Source organism: Kitasatospora sp. NPDC058046, assembly GCF_042885595.1.
In the GTDB taxonomy this organism is placed as follows: domain Bacteria; phylum Actinomycetota; class Actinomycetes; order Streptomycetales; family Streptomycetaceae; genus Kitasatospora.
The window spans coordinates 12,631-30,282 of sequence record NZ_JBHVRS010000045.1; the positions used below are offsets into that span (position 1 = coordinate 12,631).

The 17,652-nt window shown below is 73.5% G+C and carries 15 protein-coding genes; 10 read left to right on the forward strand and 5 right to left on the reverse strand.

Translation table 11 applies throughout. The annotated features are described in order from the left end of the window. Positions 1-142 precede the first annotated feature (142 nt). A complete protein-coding gene (locus ACFVU7_RS43940) occupies positions 143-1,084 on the forward strand; it encodes an EamA family transporter (protein ID WP_388052260.1) in 942 nt (313 codons plus the stop codon). Here the strand turns inward: ACFVU7_RS43940 and ACFVU7_RS43945 are convergent. Further along, on the reverse strand, positions 999-1,520 hold the full coding sequence (locus ACFVU7_RS43945) for a MarR family winged helix-turn-helix transcriptional regulator (protein ID WP_049651305.1): 522 nt from the start codon (positions 1,518-1,520) through the stop codon (positions 999-1,001). The genes ACFVU7_RS43940 and ACFVU7_RS43945 overlap by 86 nt on opposite strands. A 169-nt stretch (positions 1,521-1,689) precedes the next feature. Between ACFVU7_RS43945 and ACFVU7_RS43950 the strand changes: the two genes are divergently transcribed. Then, complete coding sequence (locus tag ACFVU7_RS43950) at positions 1,690-2,022, forward strand: DUF2218 domain-containing protein (RefSeq protein ID WP_049651304.1); 333 nt, start codon at positions 1,690-1,692, stop codon at positions 2,020-2,022. Here the strand turns inward: ACFVU7_RS43950 and ACFVU7_RS43955 are convergent. Beyond that, a complete protein-coding gene (locus tag ACFVU7_RS43955) occupies positions 1,995-2,657 on the reverse strand; it encodes a phosphatase PAP2 family protein (protein ID WP_388052239.1) in 663 nt (220 codons plus the stop codon). The two genes, ACFVU7_RS43950 and ACFVU7_RS43955, sit on opposite strands and share 28 nt — an antisense overlap. 482 nt (positions 2,658-3,139) lie before the next feature. Beyond that, positions 3,140-4,480, reverse strand: a complete 1,341-nt coding sequence (gabT, locus tag ACFVU7_RS43960) for a 4-aminobutyrate--2-oxoglutarate transaminase (RefSeq protein ID WP_049651302.1) — start codon at positions 4,478-4,480, stop codon at positions 3,140-3,142. Between the two features lie 245 nt (positions 4,481-4,725). Here gabT and ACFVU7_RS43965 point away from each other — a divergent pair, with 245 nt between their 5' ends. From ACFVU7_RS43965 to ACFVU7_RS43975, 3 genes are all read left to right on the forward strand, one after another. Continuing rightward, positions 4,726-6,798 (forward strand): ATP-binding protein, encoded by a 2,073-nt coding sequence (locus ACFVU7_RS43965; protein WP_388052242.1) that lies wholly within the window; start codon positions 4,726-4,728, stop codon positions 6,796-6,798. A 153-nt stretch (positions 6,799-6,951) separates the two neighbouring features. After that, positions 6,952-8,520, forward strand: a complete 1,569-nt coding sequence (locus tag ACFVU7_RS43970; RefSeq protein ID WP_049651301.1) for a PucR family transcriptional regulator — start codon at positions 6,952-6,954, stop codon at positions 8,518-8,520. 180 nt (positions 8,521-8,700) lie between these two features. Further along, positions 8,701-10,143, forward strand: a complete 1,443-nt coding sequence (locus ACFVU7_RS43975; protein ID WP_388052245.1) for an aldehyde dehydrogenase family protein — start codon at positions 8,701-8,703, stop codon at positions 10,141-10,143. Between the two features lie 130 nt (positions 10,144-10,273). Here ACFVU7_RS43975 and ACFVU7_RS43980 read toward each other — a convergent pair whose 3' ends face one another. Continuing rightward, complete coding sequence (locus ACFVU7_RS43980) at positions 10,274-10,942, reverse strand: NAD(P)H-binding protein (RefSeq protein WP_388052247.1); 669 nt, start codon at positions 10,940-10,942, stop codon at positions 10,274-10,276. A gap of 68 nt (positions 10,943-11,010) precedes the next feature. Here ACFVU7_RS43980 and dxr point away from each other — a divergent pair, with 68 nt between their 5' ends. The 5 genes from dxr (at position 11,011) to ACFVU7_RS44005 (ending at position 16,641) form a co-directional block, all read left to right on the forward strand. Further along, positions 11,011-12,252, forward strand: coding sequence for a 1-deoxy-D-xylulose-5-phosphate reductoisomerase (gene dxr, locus ACFVU7_RS43985; RefSeq protein ID WP_049651298.1), 1,242 nt, complete (start codon positions 11,011-11,013; stop codon positions 12,250-12,252). Between the two features lie 69 nt (positions 12,253-12,321). After that, the gene (locus ACFVU7_RS43990) at positions 12,322-13,626 is read left to right on the forward strand and encodes an RIP metalloprotease (RefSeq protein ID WP_049651297.1); all 1,305 of its coding nucleotides are present in this window, start codon (positions 12,322-12,324) and stop codon (positions 13,624-13,626) included. Between the two features lie 143 nt (positions 13,627-13,769). Beyond that, the gene (gene ispG / locus ACFVU7_RS43995; protein ID WP_049651296.1) at positions 13,770-14,930 is read left to right on the forward strand and encodes a flavodoxin-dependent (E)-4-hydroxy-3-methylbut-2-enyl-diphosphate synthase; all 1,161 of its coding nucleotides are present in this window, start codon (positions 13,770-13,772) and stop codon (positions 14,928-14,930) included. Positions 14,931-15,138: 208 nt separating this feature from the next. Beyond that, positions 15,139-16,014 carry a GNAT family N-acetyltransferase gene (locus tag ACFVU7_RS44000; protein ID WP_049651309.1) on the forward strand — a complete coding sequence of 292 codons (876 nt, stop codon included), beginning with the start codon at positions 15,139-15,141 and terminating at the stop codon, positions 16,012-16,014. Positions 16,015-16,092: 78 nt separating this feature from the next. Next, complete coding sequence (locus ACFVU7_RS44005; RefSeq protein WP_388052250.1) at positions 16,093-16,641, forward strand: GNAT family N-acetyltransferase; 549 nt, start codon at positions 16,093-16,095, stop codon at positions 16,639-16,641. 37 nt (positions 16,642-16,678) lie between these two features. Here the strand turns inward: ACFVU7_RS44005 and ACFVU7_RS44010 are convergent, their stop codons facing one another. Continuing rightward, the gene (locus ACFVU7_RS44010) at positions 16,679-17,596 is read right to left on the reverse strand and encodes an aminoglycoside phosphotransferase family protein (RefSeq protein WP_387830920.1); all 918 of its coding nucleotides are present in this window, start codon (positions 17,594-17,596) and stop codon (positions 16,679-16,681) included. Positions 17,597-17,652: the final 56 nt, after the last annotated feature.

Below are 17,652 nucleotides of genomic sequence, written 5' to 3' on the forward strand. Positions count from 1 at the left end.
AATTCATCGCTGGTGCTGAACGGTCCGGCGCCACCATGCTCGACCCATGACCGCGACAACCTCCGCCGCTCCGAGCGGCCGGAACAGCATGAGCAGTACGGGCAGCACGACCGGCACGGGCGGCACCGGCGGCCGGGGCGGCATGAGCCCCCGCCACATCGCCCTGGCCATCCTGGTGGCCGCCGTCTGGGGCCTCAACTTCGTCCTGATCCACGTCGGCCTGGACAACTTCCCGCCGCTGCTCTTCTGCGCCCTGCGGTTCGCCGTCGTCGCGGTGCCGGCGGTCTTCTTCGTCGGCCCGCCCAAGGTGGCCTGGCGCTGGGTGCTGGCGGTCGGCGTGGTCCTCGGGGTGGTCAAGTTCGGACTGCTCTTCCTCGGCATGCACGCCGGGATGACGGCCGGGCTCTCCTCGCTGGTGCTCCAGGGGCAGGCCGGCTTCACCGCGCTGTTCGCCGCCGTGCTGCTGCGCGAACGCCCCGGCGGGCAGCGGCTGGCGGGCCTGGCGGTCGCCTTCGCCGGCATCGCGCTGAGCGCCTGGGACCAGGGCGCCGGCGGCCCGCTCGGGGCCTTCGCCCTGGTCGTCCTGGCCGCCGTCGCCTGGGGGCTGGCCAACGTGCTGACCCGCAGGGCCGCGCCGCCGGACGCGCTGCGCTGGATGGTCTGGGTCAGCGCCGTCCCGCCGCTGCCGCTGCTGGGCCTGTCCCTGCTGGTCGAGGGCCCCGAGGCGGACCTGCGCGCCCTGCGCGACATCACCCCGGCCGGACTGGGCGCGATCGGCTACGTCGGGCTGGTCTCCACCCTGCTCGGCTTCGTCGCCTGGAGCTTCCTGCTGCGCAGCTACGACGCGACCGCCGTCGCGCCCTACTCGCTGCTGGTGCCGGTGTTCGGGATGTCCTCGGCCTGGCTGCTGCTCGGCGAACGGATCAGCCCGACGGCCGCCGCGGCCGCGCTGCTGGTGATCACCGGGATCGGGATCACCGCGCTGCGTCCCGGAACCGCTAGCGGCGTGGCGGCCCGGCTGCGAGGAAGCGGGCCTCGGCGGAGCGCAGCACCCGCAGCAGCACCTCCTCGTCGGCGGGGCTGACCTCGCCGAAGTACTCCTGGGCCACCTCGTCCCGGACCTGCCCGATCCGCTCCACCGCCGCCCGTCCGGCCTCGGTCAGCAGGATCCGCACCGCCCGCCGGTCGGCCGGGTCGGGGCTGCGCTCGACCAGGCCGGCCTCCTCCAGCGCGTCGACCACGGTGGTCGCCGAGCGCGGGGCGATGTGCAGTTTGTCGGCGAGGTCGCTCAGCCGCATCGCGTGGTCCGGCGTCTCGCAGCCGGGCACGTGGGCGAGCGTGCGCAGGGCCCGGGCCTGGCCGGGGGTGATGCCGTACGGCTCCAGCCGCCAGCCGGTCTGACGGCGGATCCGCTTGATCGCCCTGGTCATCGCGTCGGCCAGCTCGGCGGCGGTGCCCGGGGTGCCGGGCCGGGGGCCGGGGGAGGGGTCCGCCGGTTCGTCGGTCGGCGTGGTGGTCATCGGCGGTCTCCTCGGCTGGCGTCCGCCCAAGGGTAGCCGTCGGTCCGGGGCCCGTGGCGGGCGGCGGAAGACGATCGCGGAAATATGTTGAGCTTGGCTCAGTATCTGGGTTAGCGTTGCTCCCAAGTGAGGGAACCCTAAGTTCCCGTCCCCGATCATTGGAGGGCCCATGCCCCGCTCCGAAGCCCGCGTCGCCACCGACCGCCCGGGCCGTTACGCCAAGCAGCTCACCGCCCACATGGGGCGCAAGATCGAGGCCGTCTACTCCGAGGAGACCGGCCGCGGCACGATGGTCTTCGGCGCCGGCACCGCCACCCTGGAGGCCCAGCCGGACGCGCTGCTGCTCACCGTCGAGGGCGAGCGCGACAAGCTGCCCGGCCTGGAGGACGTCGTCGGCCGCCACCTGGTCCGCTTCGGCGCCCGCGACGAACTCGTCATCGAGTGGCACCGGGACAACGGCGAGCCCGGCCTGGTTCACCGCAACGAGGACCCCGAGGCCTGACCGCCACCGGCACCCGGCCCGGGCAGCCACCGGGCCAGCGGCCACAGCACCAGGACGGCCAGGCACCCACTCGCCACCACGTCCAGCAGCCAGTGGAAGTCGCTCCACACCAGACCCGCGCCCACCCCGAGCGACAGCAGCACCGCACCCGCCGCCAACTGCCGGGCGGCGCGCGGACCCGCCACCCGGGCCAGCAGCAGCGCCGCCACCCCGTACGAGATCGCCGCGGTCGCGGTGTGCCCGGACGGGTACCAGCCCCACTGGCCCGCCGTCAGCGGCTCCCCGAGCGGACCGGGCCGGGCGAAGGCCGACTTCGCCGGGACCACCAGCAGCGGGATCAGCGCCGAGGTCAGCGCCGCCACCGGCAGCGGCAGCCACCAGCGCCCGGCCCCGGCCCGGAGCCCCCGCCAGGCCGCCAACGCGCCGGCCAGCAGCAGCACCGGGACCGCCGGGACGCCGCCGCCCAGGTCCGACAGGAAGTGGCCGAGCCGGTCCAGCAGCGCGTCCGGGACGTCCCTGTGAGCCGTACGGACGGCCCGGCGGACCGAACGGTCCACGCCGAGCAGCGGCCCCTCCACCGCGACCTGCCAGGACACCACCACCAGCAGCACCGCCGCCGTCACCGGGACGGCCACCGACCGGGCCACCCGGCCCAGGACGACGGACAGCCGCCCCGGAGCAGGGGGGAGAGCTCCGGGGCGGCCCTGATGATCGCCGTTCCGTGCGCCCCGGGGGGTGTGGGTCGGACGGTCGGTCGATCGGCCTTCGGTGTGCGCCGGCCCTCCCGGGCCGGGCTGGTCGTCCTCGTCCGGCACCCGCGGAACCGGCCCCGGAGGGGGCCCCGCGGACGGCCGCGCCCATGGCTGAGGCTCGCTGTCCATCTGCGATGACACTACGTCAACAGCCCTTCCGCGCCGAGCGCCTTCAGCGATTCCGCACACCATCTTCACCCTGCGCGGGGCAACCTCGGAGGCGCCCCGTCGATCATGCCCCGGCCGCCCGCGCGACGCGCCCGGACAACCGAACGGCCCGTGCGGACCAGAGGTCCCCACGGGCCGTTCAGCGCTGTCCGGACAACCCTCCGGAAGGGGGTTCACGACCTGACGGGCGACACCGCTCAGAGAGCGGCGAACGCGCCCTCCAGGATGTCCAGGCCCTCGTTCAGCAGGTGCTCCGGCATGACCAGCGGCGGCAGGAAGCGCAGCACGTTGCCGTAGGTGCCGGCGGTCAGCACGACCAGGCCCTCCGCGTGGCACGCCTTGGCGATGGCCGCGGTGACCTCCGCGTTCGGCTCCTTGCCACCCGGCTTCACCAGCTCGACGGCGATCATCGCGCCGCGGCCGCGGACCTCGCCGATGATCTCGTACTTCTCCTGCATGGCCCGCAGGCGGCCCAGCATGATCTCGCCGATCCGCTGCGCCTTGCCGTTGAGGTCCTGCTCCTTCATGGTCTCGATGGCACCCAGCGCGGCGGCACACGCCACCGGGTTGCCGCCGTAGGTGCCACCCAGACCACCGGTCTGCGCGGCGTCCATGATCTCGGCGCGGCCGGTCAGCGCGGACAGCGGCAGACCGCCGGCGATGCCCTTGGCGGTGGTGATCAGGTCCGGGACGATGCCCTCGTCCTCGCACGCGAACCACTGGCCGGTACGGCAGAAGCCGGTCTGGATCTCGTCCGCGACGAACACGATGCCGTTCGCCTTCGCGAACTCCACGATCGCCGGCAGGAAGCCCTTGGCCGGCTCGATGAAGCCGCCCTCGCCCTGGATCGGCTCGATGATGATCGCGGCGACGTTCTCGGCGCCGATCTGCTTGTTGATGGTGTCGATCGCCTGGGCGGCGGCCTCGGCGGCGGCGTTCTCCGCACCCGTCAGCCAGCGGTACGGGTAGGCGACCGGCACCCGGTAGACCTCGGGGGCGAACGGACCGAAGCCCTGCTTGTACGGCATGTTCTTCGCCGTCAGCGCCAGCGTCAGGTTGGTGCGGCCGTGGTAGCCGTGGTCGAACACCACGATGGCCTGGCGCTTGGTGTAGGCGCGGGCGATCTTCACCGCGTTCTCGACGGCCTCGGAGCCCGAGTTGAACAGCGCGGTGCGCTTCTCGTGGTCACCCGGGGTCAGCTCGTTCAGCTGCTCGGCGACGGCCACGTAACCCTCGTACGGGGTCACCATGAAACAGGTGTGCGTGAAGCTGGCCAGCTGCTCGGTCGTCCGGGCCACCACGGCCTCGGCGCTGTTGCCGACATTGGTCACGGCGATGCCGGAACCGAAGTCGATCAGCGAGTTGCCGTCCACGTCCTCCAGCACGCCGCCGTTGGCACGGGACACGTACACCGGCAGGGTGGTGCCGACACCGGCCGCCACCGCACCCAGCTTGCGGGCGTGCAGCTCCTGCGACTTCGGACCGGGGATCGCGGTGACCAGGCGGCGCTCCTGCGGGAGCGGCGTTGCGGCGCTCATGGGGTATCTCCAGACTTCTCGGCTCGGTGCTTCGCAGGCTACGGCCGCCCTCCCCACCCCGGCACGCGCCACTCGGTAGCAGTGCGCCGTCCGACTTGTCCGGCACGGCCAGCGCGGGTGGCGCGACTACCCGCAGGCCGCGCTCCACTACCCTGAGCGCGGGCGTGTCGCCGGTACGGCGGCATGGGTATGGCGGCACCGACGGCGGTCGGGCCGGGCGGGCGGGCGAGGGAGCGGGACCGTACATGGCACAGGACGGGGCACACCACCACGGCGAGCGCACCACCACCAGACCCCCGACCCCCCTGCCCCACCAACGGCCCGCGGCGGGCACCTCCTCCTTCGACCTCGCGACCTGGGCCTGCGCCCCGCGCCCCGACGCCGACCCGGGCGTCTACCGGCTCGGCTACCGCCGCGTCGACCCGGAGCGGGCGGAGGCGGCCAAGGTCGCGACCTGGCCGCTGCTGCTGCGGGCGGGGCTGAACGCGGTGGTGGCGTGGTTCGCCTTTGTCTACGGCACACAGCTGGTGCTTCACCTGATCGTGATCACCGTTTGGGTCGAACACCCCAGCGAGACCCTTGTGACCGTCGTCGGGCTGTCGGTGAACGTGCTGGTGGCCGCAGCCGTCATCAAGATCTTCGGCCGGATGGGCCGCTGGCCCGAGGTGTGGCGCCGTTACGTCGCGCCGCTGCTGTCGCGCACGGTGACGGAGGAGCAGCCCGTCGAGGAGGACGCCCCGGGGGCGGTCGAGGCCGTGCGCGGGCAGGACCCGTGGGACGGGCTGCGCCGGGGCGGTGCGGCCGAGGCGGCCGTCCGGCTGGAGGGCGAGGCCGTGGGGGACGTCGACTACGTGCGGATCCGGCGCGCCTGGGAGTCCGCGCAGGCGGACCCGGTGTTCGTGCCCGCCTTCACCGAGCAGGTGGCCAGCCGCGGCGCGGCGGCCTTCGCCCATCCCTCCGAGGCGCGCGAGCTGCCCGGCCGTGCCGAGCGGCACGATCTGCTGCTCGGCCAGGTCCGGCTCGGTACGGCGCAGGACGTCCCGAAGAATCCGCTGGGCCACCGGGCGGCCGGTTTTGCGCTGGACCCGGCGGTGCTGGGCACCTCGCTGCTGGCGGTGGGTCCGGCGGGGACGGGGAAGACGGCGCGGCTGGCCCGGCCGGTGGCCGAGGCGCTGTGCCTGCAGGCGCTGTCCGGTACGGCCTGTGCGGTGGTGGTCGGGGCGGCGGACGCCGATCTCGGCCCGGATTCCTGGTACGACGTGGTGATCGCGCCCGGCGACCCGTCCTCGCTGTACGGGCTGGACCTCTACGGCGCCGCGCGGGACCCGGACGAGGCGGCCGCCCGGTTGGCCGAGGCGCTGCTGCCGGACGAGCTGACGGCCCGCGCGGAGCATGCCCGTACCGCGCTGCAGCAGGTGGTGGGCCCGTTCCACGCGGCGTACGGCCGCTATCCGGGGGTGCGGGAGCTGCGGGCGCTGTTGGCGGGTGAGCCGGACGTGCTGGCGGCGCTGGTGAAGGCGCTCGGCATGGCTGGCCGACTCGCCGTCCACGAGCGGGACCTGGAGTACCGGGAGCGGCAGCGCGACCGGGCGGACGACCCCGGGGCGCTGCTGGCGGACCGGTTGGCGCTGCTGGAGCGGCCCGCCTTCGAGGGCGCTTTCGCGACCGACGGCACGGGTCGGCCGCCGTTCGCGATGCGGGTGCTGGACCACCCGCTGCGGGTGCGGGTGAAGCTGCCGGAGCGGAGCCACCCGGAGGCGGCGCGGATGCTGTCCCGGCTGGTGGTGGGGCAGTTCGTGCAGGCGGCGGGGGCCCGCGAGGACCGTTCGCTGTTCGCGGGCCTGGTGGTGGACGACGCCTCGGCGGCGCTGGACGCCGCCGCCGTGCGCGGGCTGCAGCGGATGCGCGGGGCGAACGCGGGCGCGGTGCTGCTGCTGCGGACGCTGGTGGACCTGCCCGAGGCGTTGCGGGCGCCGCTGTTCGGCGCGGTCGGCTGCCGGATGGCGTTCCCGGGGATCGCGCCGTGGGACGGGAAGCTGTTCTCGGAGGCCTGGGGGACGCACCTGGTGCAGGAGACCGCGGTCACCCACACCCCCGACACCTCCGGTGGGGTGATACGGCGGGCGGGGCGGGTCGGGCGGAAGGCGTTGTCGGGGACGACGGCGCAGACGGAGTCGGTGACGACGCGGGATGTGGAGCGGTTGCGGTGGTCGCCGTCGGATCTGGCGCACGCGTTGCCGGCGGGGCATGCGGTGGTGTCGTTGACGGCGGTGTCGGGGGAGCAGGTTCCGCCGCTGCTGGTGGACCTCAGGGGCTGAGGGCGGGCGGCGGGGGAAGTCGCCTTCGAGGTGGATTCGGCAGTGCGGGTTGTCCGGGGCGTCCATAATGAAGGGGAGAGACCCTCACCAGTCCCACGTCCCTCTCCTCGCCCGGCCGCAACGGCGCGGTCAGGTCGATCCTTCGAAGGTGCCATGCCCCCCACACTCGCCTCCGTCGTCCGCAACACGTCGCTCCATCTGACGGTCCTCGCCGGTGCGGATCACCTGGAGCGGCCGGTCCGCTGGGTGCACACCAGTGAGCTGGACGACCCGACGCCGTTCCTGGAGGGTGGTGAGCTGCTGCTCACCACCGGTATCAAGCTGGGCCGTACGGCGGCGCAGTTGCAGGCGTACGTGCACCGGCTGGCCGACGCGGGGGTGGTCGGGCTGGGGCTCGGGGTGGGGTTGTCGCACACGGAGGTGCCGCAGCCGCTGGTGGACGCGGCGGCGCAGCGCGGGCTGCCGTTGCTGCGGGTGCCGGAGCCGACGCCGTTCATCGCGATCAGCAAGGTGGTGTCGGCGGCGCTGGCCGCGGAGCAGTACGAGGCGGTGACGACCAGCTTCGAGGCGCAGGAGGAGCTGACCCGGGCGGCGCTGGGCAAGGACGGCACGACGGCGGTGGTGCGCCGGCTGGCGGCCCGGCTGGGTGGCTGGGCGGCGCTGTACGACGGGTCGGGTGCGCTGTCGGTGGTGGCGCCGGACTGGGCGGCGCGCCGGGCGGGGCGGTTGGCGGCGGAGGTGGACCGGCTGCGTCGGCGTCCGGCGCCGTCGAGTGCGGCGTTGCAGGGGCGCGCGCCGGGGATAGACACGGCGGACGAGGACTACGTGGTGGTCCAGTCGCTGGGGGCGGACCGGCGGGCCCGGGGTTTCCTGGCGGTCGGGACCGAGGACCGGATCACGCCGACCGAGCGGTACGTGCTGAACGCGGCGGTGGCGCTGCTGACCCTCACCCTGGAGCGTTCGCGGGAGCTGCGGCAGGCCGAGGAGCGGATGGGCGCGGCGCTGCTGCGGATGGTGCTGGCCGGTGAGGTGGCGACGGCCCGCCAGGTGGCGGTGGGGCTGTTCGGGGGGCTGCCGGAGGGGACGATACGGGTGCTGGTGGCCGGGGCCGGTCCGGCCAACGCGGATGCCGCGGAGGCGCTCGGGGAGCTGGGTGACCGGGCCGAGCAGGCGGGTGCCCGGGTGGGCGAGAAGCTGCTGGTGGCGCGGGAGGACGGTGCGCACGGGCCGCGGCTGATGGTGCTGGCGCTGGACAACGGCGCGGTGCACCGGGCCTGTCTGGGCGCGGTGGAGGAGCACGAGGGCCTGTCGCTGGGCGTCTCGGCGCCGGCCGCGCTGGAGGAGGCGGGGACGGCGAACGCGCAGGCGGAGCGGGCGCTGGCGGTGGCGCTGCGTGGTGGCCGCCGGTCGGTGGACCACGAGGAGGTCGGCGCGGGGTCGCTGCTGCCGCTGCTCGGCGAGGACGCGGTGACGGCCTTCGCGGAGGGGCTGCTGCGGCCGTTGCGGGAGCACGACCGGACGGCCCGCGGGGATCTGGTGGCCTCGTTGCGGGCGTGGCTGTCGCGGCACGGCCAGTGGGACGCGGCGGCGGCGGACCTGGGTGTGCACCGGCACACGCTGCGCTACCGGATGCGCCGGGTCGAGGAGCTGTTGGGCCGGTCGCTGGACGACACGGACGTGCGGATGGAGCTGTGGCTGGCGCTGCGCTCCGGCGAGGAGTGAGGCGCCGGCGGGGTGTGGGGTTCCGGCGGCCCGCGGGGCGCCGGTAGGACGCGGTGGAGTGGCCCCGGGGGCGAACGCTCCTAGTCGGCCAATCCGGTCGGCGCGCCGCCGCGCCTACCCTCAAAACCGGGTCCCACGTCCGTGGGCCGTAGGACAGACGAGGAGAGGGCCGGTACCACGGTGACCACCACGTACGATTTCTGGCTCGCCGGCCGCCGGGCGAGCGGTGACGCCGACTTCGAGGTGCACAACAGCTGGGACGGCCGTCTGGTCGGCAAGGTGAGCATCCCGACCGAGGCGCAGGTCGAGGAGGCGCTGGACGCCGCCGTGGCCGCGCTGCCGGTGTTCGCCGCCACCCCGGCGCACCAGCGTGCCGCCGCCCTGGACCACGTGGCCAAGCGGCTGACCGAGCGCACCGAGGAGCTCGCCCAGCTGGTCAGTGCCGAGAACGGCAAGCCGATCAAGTGGGCCCGCGGTGAGATCGGCCGCGCGGTGTCGGTCTTCCGCTGGGCCGCCGAGGAGGCGCGCCGCACCAACGGCGAGACCATGCGGCTGGACACCGACCCGGGCGGCGTGGGCCGTTTCGCGGTGGTGCGCCGCTTCCCGCGCGGTGTGGTGCTGGGGATCGCCCCGTTCAACTTCCCGCTGAACCTGGTCGCCCACAAGGTCGCCCCGGCGATCGCGGTCGGCGCCCCGATCATCCTGAAGCCGGCTCCGTCGACCCCGCTGTCGGCGATGGTGCTGGGCGAGATCCTGGCCGAGACCGACCTGCCGGTCGGCTCCTGGTCGATCCTGACCGTGCCGAACGACCGGATGCCGGCCCTGGTGCAGGACGAGCGCCTGCCGGTGATCTCGTTCACCGGTTCGGACAAGGTCGGCTACCAGATCATGGACTCGGTGCCGCGCAAGCACTGCACCCTGGAGCTCGGCGGCAACGCCGCGGCCGTGGTGCTCGCCGACTGGTCCTCGGAGGCCGACCTGGACTGGGCGGCCACCCGGATCGCGATGTTCGCGAACTACCAGGGCGGCCAGTCCTGCATCTCGGTGCAGCGGGTGATCGCCGACGCCTCGGTGTACGACGCGCTGGCGGAGAAGGTCGTCGCCAAGGTCAGGGCGCAGGTCACCGGTGACCCGGCCGACGACGCGACCGACGTCGGCCCGCTGATCGACGAGAACGCCGCGAAGCGCGTCGAGTCCTGGGTCGAGGACGCGGTCGCCAAGGGCGCCAAGGTGCTCACCGGCGGTACCCGTGAGGGTGCGACCTACGCCCCGACCGTGCTGGCCGACCTGCCCGGTGACGCGATCCTGGCCAAGGCCGAGGTGTTCGGCCCGGTGCTGTCGCTGCACAGGGTGGACGGCGTGGAGGAGGCCTTCGCGGCCGTCAACGACTCGGCGTTCGGTCTCCAGGCGGGCGTGTTCACCCACGACCTGCAGACCGCCTTCCGCGCCCACCGGGAGCTGGAGGTCGGCGGTGTGATCATCGGCGACGCGCCGTCCTACCGCGCCGACCAGATGCCGTACGGCGGTGTCAAGGACTCCGGTGTCGGCCGTGAGGGCGTCAAGTACGCGATGGACGACTACACCGTCGAGAAGGTCATGGTCCTGACCGGTCTCGACCTCTGAGACCTCTGAGACTCAGAGACCTCTGAGATCGCCGGGGCTGTGAGGCCCCTGGCCGACGCGGTGTCGTCGTAGGCGGGAGGGCCCGGTTCGCCGAACCGGGCCCTCTTCGCGTTCGCGCCCCGGCGCGGGCTCAGCCGTCGTGTCCGGCGGCCGCCGCGACCGCCTCCTCGACGGTGGCGTTCCCGGCGACCAGCTCCAGGGTCAGCCCGGCGGTGCCCGGTTCGCGCAGCAGGGCGGCCAGGACGGCGGCGACGTCGGCCCGGTCCACCGCGCCGCGGTCGACGGAGGGGGCGAGCCGGACCAGGCCGGTGCCGGGGCCGTCGGTGAGCCGTCCGGGGCGCAGCACCGTCCAGTCCAGCGCGGTGCGGGCCCGGACGGCGTCGTCGGCGGCGCCCTTGGCCCGCAGGTAGGTCTCGAAGACCTCGTCGGCGGGGAAGCGGGCCTGGGCGTCGGCGGCCATCGCCGAGACCATCAGGTACCGGCGGACCCCGGCGAGTTCGGCGGCGTCGGCGAGCAGCACGGCGGCGTCCCGGTCGACGGTGTTCTTGCGGGCGGCGCCGCTGCCCGGTCCGGCGCCGGCGGCGAAGACCACCGCGTCGGCGCCGGTGAGCAGTGCGGCGAGCCGGGTGGCGGTGGCGGCCTCCAGGTCGAGCAGCAGCGGCTCGGCGCCGGCGTCGACGAGGTCCTGGGTCTGTTCGGGGCGGCGGATGATCCCGGCGGGGCGTTCGCCGCGGGCGGCGAGCAGCCGTTCCAGGTGGAGCGCGATCTGTCCGTGGCCCCCGGCGATGACGGTACGCATGGTCCGACGGTAGTCCGAAGGGTCGGAAGTCGTCCTGGGGAGTGCCGCGAACAGGACACAATGGGCGCATGACTTCGCTCGCCCACCCGCAGCTGCGTTTCACGCCCACCGTGGCGGACCCCTCCGGCCCCCGGGAGCTGGTGATCCTGGGTTCCACCGGGTCGATCGGTACCCAGGCCATCGACGTGGTGCTCCGCAACCCGGACCGTTTCCGGGTGGTCGCCCTGTCGGCGGCGGGCGGTCGGGTGGAGCTGCTGGCCGAGCAGGCGGTGCGGCTGGGCGTGCACACCGTGGCGGTGGCCGATCCGGCGGCCGTTCCGGCGCTGCGCGAGGCGCTGGCCGCGAAGGCGGCGGGCGGTGCGCTGCCGACCGTGCTGGCGGGCCCGGACGCGGCGACCGAGCTGGCCGCCCTGGAGTGCCACTCGGTGCTGAACGGCATCACGGGGTCGATCGGCCTGCGGCCGACGCTGGCCGCGCTGAAGGCGGGCCGGGTGCTGGTGCTGGCCAACAAGGAGTCGCTGATCGTCGGCGGTCCGCTGGTGAAGGCGGTGGCGAAGCCGGGCCAGATCGTGCCGGTGGACTCCGAGCACGCGGCGCTGTTCCAGGCGCTGGCCGGCGGTACCCGGGCCGAGGTGCGCAAGCTGGTGGTCACCGCGAGCGGCGGCCCGTTCCGCAACCGCACCCGTGAGCAGCTGGCCGGGGTGACCCCGCAGGACGCGCTGGCGCACCCGACCTGGGCGATGGGCCCGGTCGTCACGATCAACTCGGCCACCCTGGTGAACAAGGGCCTGGAGGTGATCGAGGCGCACCTGCTGTACGACGTGCCGTTCGACCGGATCGAGGTCGTGGTCCACCCGCAGTCGGTGGTGCATTCGATGGTGGAGTTCACCGACGGTTCGACCCTGGCGCAGGCCAGCCCGCCGGACATGCGGATGCCGATCGCGCTGGGCCTGGGCTGGCCGGACCGGGTGCCGGACGCGGCCCCCGCCTGCGACTGGACCAGGGCCGCCACCTGGGAGTTCTTCCCGCTGGACGACGAGGCCTTCCCGGCGGTCGAGCTGGCCCGTGAGGTGGGCACCCTGGGCGGTACCAACCCGGCGGTGTTCAACGCGGCCAACGAGGAGTGTGTGGAGGCGTTCCTGAAGGGCCGCCTCGCTTTCACCGGAATCGTGGACACTGTTGCCAAGGTCGTGGCCGAGCACGGTCAGCGGGACGGCGCTCCGGCGGCGGGAACTTCCCTGACGGTCGAGGACGTCCTGCACGCGGAGGACTGGGCGCGCGCCCGGGCCCGCGAGCTGGCGGCCGGCTGACGGTCGACCGACGACCCCGATTGCGGTAGGACGAGACGATGAGCGGAGCGGCATGACGGAGGACCAGCGGTGGCAACGGTTTTGACGGTGGTCGGCATCCTGGTCTTCGTCATCGGGCTGCTCGTCTCGATCGCCTGGCACGAACTCGGCCACCTCTCCACGGCCAAGCTGTTCGGCATCCGGGTGCCCCAGTACATGGTCGGCTTCGGCCCGACCCTCTGGTCGCGCCGGAAGGGCGAGACCGAGTACGGCATCAAGGCGATCCCGTTCGGCGGGTACATCCGGATGATCGGGATGTTCCCGCCGGGCGAGGACGGCCGGATCACCAAGCGCAGCAGTTCGCCCTGGCGCACCATGATCGAGGACGCCCGCGAGGCCTCCTACGAGGAGCTCCAGGAGGGTGACGAGAGCCGGCTCTTCTACACCCGCAAGCCGTGGAAGCGCATGATCGTGATGTTCGCCGGGCCGTTCATGAACCTGGTCCTGGCGTTCGGGCTCTTCCTGACCGTCATGATGGGCTTCGGCGTCTCGATGACGGTGCCGACCATCGGCTCGGTCGCCCAGTGCGTGGTCAAGGCCGGCCAGCCCACCGACACCTGCCCCGCCGACGCGCCCAAGACCCCGGCCAACGAGGTGGGGCTGCGCCAGGGCGACAAGGTGCTCTCCTTCGACGGCGACCGGATCCGCGACTACGACCAGCTCCAGGCGGACATCCGGAAGTCGGCCGGCAAGCAGGTGGCGATCGTCGTGGAGCGCGGTGGCGAGCGGCTCACCTTCACGCCCACCATCGCCGTCAACGACGTGCAGAAGTACGACGGCAAGGGCGTGCCGCTGAAGGGCCAGACCGTGCAGGCCGGGTTCCTCGGGTTCACCCCGAAGAGCGAAACCGTCCAGCTCGGCTTCGGGCAGTCGGTGGACCGGATGTACGACATGGCCGAGAACGGGGTGAAGTCGCTGGCCGCCCTGCCGGGCAAGATCCCCGGGCTGTGGAACGCCGTCGTCGGCGACGCCCCGCGCGACCCGGACTCCCCGGTCGGCATGGTCGGCGCGGCCCGGGTCAGCGGTGAGGTCTTCTCGCTCGACCTGCCCGCCACCCAGCGGATCGCGTTCTTCGTGAACCTGCTGGCCGGCATCAACCTGTCGCTCTTCCTCTTCAACATGCTGCCGCTGCTCCCGCTGGACGGCGGGCACATCGCCGGCGCGGCCTGGGAGGCGGTCCGGCGCCGCTTCGCACAGCTGTTCAGGCGGCCCGACCCGGGCCCGTTCGACGTCGCCAGGCTGATGCCGGTGGCGTACGTGGTGGCCAGCATCTTCATCGGCTTCACGCTCCTGGTGATGGTCGCCGACCTGGTGAACCCGGTGAAGATCAGTTAGGGCGTTCGGGTACCACGGGTGTGCTGGGCGCCGTTGCGGTGCCGTACCGTGGAGGCCGGGTGCGCGATCGTCAGCGCGCCCGGCCTCGGCCGTGTCACGGCCGGGCGGTCGACCACACCTCAACCCCGGGGAACCCTGCGCACATGACCGCGATCTCGCTCGGTATTCCGTCCCTGCCGCTCAAGCCGCTGGCCAAGCGCCGCTACTCCCGGCAGATCATGGTCGGCAACGTGCCGGTCGGCGGCGACGCCCCGGTCTCGGTGCAGTCGATGACCACCACGGTCACCTCCGACATCAACGCCACGCTGCAGCAGATCGCCCAGCTCACCGCGTCCGGCTGCCAGATCGTCCGGGTCGCCGTCCCCACGCAGGACGACGCCGACGCGCTGCCGATCATCGCCAAGAAGTCGCAGATCCCGGTCATCGCGGACATCCACTTCCAGCCGAAGTACGTCTTCGCCGCGATCGACGCCGGCTGCGCCGCGGTGCGCGTGAACCCGGGCAACATCAAGCAGTTCGACGACAAGGTCGGCGAGATCGCCAAGGCCGCCAAGGACGCGGGCGTGCCGATCCGGATCGGCGTCAACGCCGGCTCGCTGGACAAGCGCCTGCTGGAGAAGTACGGCCGGGCCACCCCGGAGGCGCTGGTCGAGTCGGCGCTGTGGGAGTGCTCGCTGTTCGAGGAGCACGACTTCCGCGACATCAAGATCTCGGTCAAGCACAACGACCCGGTCGTGATGATCAACGCCTACCGCCAGCTCGCCGCCGCGTGCGACTACCCGCTGCACCTCGGCGTGACCGAGGCCGGGCCGGCCTTCCAGGGCACCATCAAGTCGGCGGTCGCCTTCGGCGCGCTGCTGGCCGAGGGCATCGGCGACACCATCCGGGTCTCGCTCTCCGCCCCGCCGGCCGAGGAGATCAAGGTCGGCAACCAGATCCTGGAGTCGCTCGGGCTGCGCGAGCGCGGCCTGGAGATCGTCTCCTGCCCCTCCTGCGGGCGCGCCCAGGTGGACGTCTACAAGCTCGCGGAGGAGGTCACCGCCGGGCTGGAGGGCATGGAGGTGCCGCTGCGGGTGGCCGTCATGGGCTGCGTCGTGAACGGCCCGGGCGAGGCCCGGGAGGCCGACCTCGGGGTCGCCTCCGGCAACGGCAAGGGCCAGATCTTCGTCAAGGGCGAGGTCATCAAGACCGTTCCGGAGTCGAAGATCGTCGAGACCCTGATCGAGGAGGCCCTCAAGCTCGCCGAGCAGATGCAGGCGGCGGGTGTCGAGGCGGGGGCGCCGACCGTGGTCGCTGGGGAGTGAAGGGCCGCGGGGGGAACGGCCCCCGCGCAGCGTGTTTCCGACAGCCGTAGGTTGTCCTGACCGTGCGGGAGCGTCCGCGCGGTGTTTTCCGGAAGCGGGGCCGTCCGTTCGCGGACGGCCCCGCGGCCGTAGCCGGGTGGGGCCACGGAGTAGGGTGCGGCCAGAGTCGTCTCAGTGAGGTGCTGTCCCGATGCTCGATCGCGGTGTGATGCTCCCGAGCTCCTTCCAGGCCGCCCGGGCCCTGGCCACCACCCGCGTGCTGGAGCCGCCGGACCTGCCGGAGGCCCTGGAGATCCTCCACCGCGACCCGGTGGCCAACGCCTTCGTCGCGACCAGGGTCGAGGCCGTCGGGCTGGACCCGTGGCGGCTCGGCGGGGAGATGTGGGGCTGGTACGACGGGGACGGCGTGCTGGGCGCGCTCTGCTACGCCGGGGCGAACCTGGTCCTGGTCGACGCCGGGCCGGAAGCGGTCGCGGCGTTCGCGGAACGGGCCCGCCGCCAGGGGCGGCGCTGCTCCTCGATCGTCGGGCCGGCGGCGGCCACGGCGGCCTTCTGGGCACTGCTGGAGCGCAGTTGGGGACCGCCCCGGGACGTGCGGGCGCACCAGCCGCTGATGGCGACCTCGGTGCCGTCGGCGGAGATCGCGCCGGATCCGCTGGTGCGGAGGGTGCGGCGCAACGAGGTCGAGACCCTGATGCCGGCCTGCGTGGCGATGTTCACCGAGGAGGTGGGGGTGTCGCCGCTCGCCGGGGACGGAGGGCTCCTCTACCAGGCCCGGGTGGCCGAACTCGTGTCCACCGGACGGTCGTTCGCGCGGTTCGGCGAGGACGGGCAGGTCGTCTTCAAGGCGGAGATCGGGGCGGTGACGGAGGGGGCCTGCCAGATCCAGGGGGTCTGGGTCGCTCCGGAGCACCGGGGGCGGGGGCTCTCCGAGACGGGGATGGCGGCGGTCCTGGAGGTCGCGTTGCGGGAGGTGGCGCCGGTGGTGTCGCTGTACGTCAACGACTTCAACCTGCGGGCCCGGGCCGCGTACCGGCGGGTGGGGTTCCAGGAGGTCGGGGCGTTCATGAGCGTGCTGTTCTGAGCGGCCCGTTCGGGCCGCGCGGGGCGCTGTTGGGATCTTCGGCCGCGCCGCGGGGCCGCTGGTAGTAACGTCCGGAGCATGGATCAGCTGACCGGGGTGACGATCGGGGCCATCGACCTCGTGGACTGGGCGCCGCAGGCGCTGGAGGTCCAGGCGGTGGCGTTCGGGCTGACGCCCGAGGAGGTCGCGGTACGGCTGCACATCGTGGGGCGGCACGCCCAGCAGCCGGGGGTGATCGCGCTCGGGGCGATGAGCGGGGGGCGGCTGGTCGGGTTCGGGTACGGGATGCCCAACCAGCGGGAGCACTGGTGGAGCACGGTGATCGAGCCCTACCTGGCCGCCCGCGGGTACGGGGACTGGCTGGACGGGGTCTTCGCCGTCACCGAACTGCACGTGCTGCCGGAGTTCCAGGGGCAGGGGGTCGGTTCGCGGATCATCCGGACACTGTGCGAGGGATCGGGGCTGGAGCGGAGCATCCTCTCGGCGATCGACGCGGAGACGCCGGCGCGGCGGCTCTACCGGGCGCTGGGGTACCGGGACCTGGCGCGGGCGGTGCGGTTCCCGGCGACGGACCGGCTGTACGCGGTGATGGGGGCGCCGTTGCCCCTGCGGGGGGCCGGGAGGTAACGGCCTTCGGGGCGGGGGGAGTTGGCGGTCCCGCGGGTCAGAGGGTGTCGGCGAACTCGAGGTAGAGCTCGGCGTCCTCGCGGCGGTCCGCGGTGAGGGCGCGGAGCGCGAGGTCGACGGCGCGGAAGAGGGTCCAGCCGCGGAGGCGGTCCTGGTCGACCTCGAGGGCTTCGGAGAGCCGGCCCAGGCGGCGGCGGACGGCGGCGGGGGCGCCGGGGGAACCGAACAGGGTGTCGGCGCGGTCCAGCGCCAGCCGGGCCAGGTCGTAGGCGCGTTCGCCGGCCAGCGGGCGCGGGTCGACGGCCAGCCAGGGGGCGCGGTCGGCGGCCAGGACGTTGCCGTGGTGGAAGTCGCCGTGCAGGAGGAAGGACTCGTCGGCGGAGCCGGCCAGGTCCCGGGCGGTGTCCAGCGCCTCGGCGATCAGCGGCCGCGCCTCGGCGGCGACGGGGTGGGGGAGTTCCGCGAGACGGGCGGCGGCGTCGACCCGCTGGGAGAGCCCGGGGAACGGGTGGCCCTCGGGGAGCTCCGTCCAGAGGCGGTGCAGCAGGCTGGTGGCCTCCAGCATGGCCTTGGGCTCGGCGAGGGAGCGCAGCGGGATCCCGCCGTGGAGGCGTTCGAGCAGCAGGACGCCCTCGGCGGGGGCGGAGTCGAGCAGGAGGACGGCTCCGCGACCGGCCCAGTGGGCCAGGGCGGTGTGCTCGTGGACGGTCTCGGGGGTGGGGAAGCCGACCTTGAGGACGGCGGGGGAGAGGTCGTCGCGGTGGACGTACGCGACGAGGCTGAGGCTGCCGCCGGGGTCGAGGACCCGTTCCAGGGTGAGGTTCCAGGCGGCCAGGTGGGCGGCGGTCCTGGCGGGGAGGGTGGCGAGCCAGGGGTGGGCGGCTTCGCCTTGGGTGGCGGTGACGCTGTGCGTCAGCCAGGTGGGGACGGTGATGGTGGGTTCGGCTCCCGACATGGGTCCATTGTGGGGGTTTGGGGTGGGGGGGTGGGCTCTCGGGAGGGTGGGTGGCG